This window comes from uncultured Algibacter sp., assembly GCF_947495675.1.
Classification (GTDB): domain Bacteria; phylum Bacteroidota; class Bacteroidia; order Flavobacteriales; family Flavobacteriaceae; genus Algibacter_B.
In genome coordinates this window covers 1-311 of sequence record NZ_CANLZX010000070.1, presented here as the reverse complement: position 1 = coordinate 311, position 311 = coordinate 1, and the positions used below count along the sequence as shown (strand labels likewise).

The following is a 311-nucleotide window of genomic DNA, read 5'->3' as shown; positions in this document are numbered from 1 at the left end:
GCAGATGGCAGTATGTTTGAGGGTTACTGTGAATTACACGGACAGCCGATTGGACATACAGGAGCAGATTACGCAAAGACGATGTTGAATTTAGGATCAAGTGTAGAAAACCCATTCGATATAAATAACGAAGTAAGTACTTTTTATAAAGAAGTTATAGCTAAAAAAACAGCATCAGCTGCGGCAAAGAAAGCAGTAATTGACGCTTGGAGAAGCGATAATGAGGCATTAGCTAATAAATTAGATTTCTTTTTATCAGGAAACCTACCAGAATTAGATTTTGAATCTATCGATCATAAAGCAGGCTTAGC

1 pseudogene is annotated in these 311 nt (G+C 37.0%); it reads left to right on the top strand.

The features are described from left to right. Positions 1-311: pseudogene (locus Q0842_RS16140) on the top strand (transketolase); the annotation flags it as partial.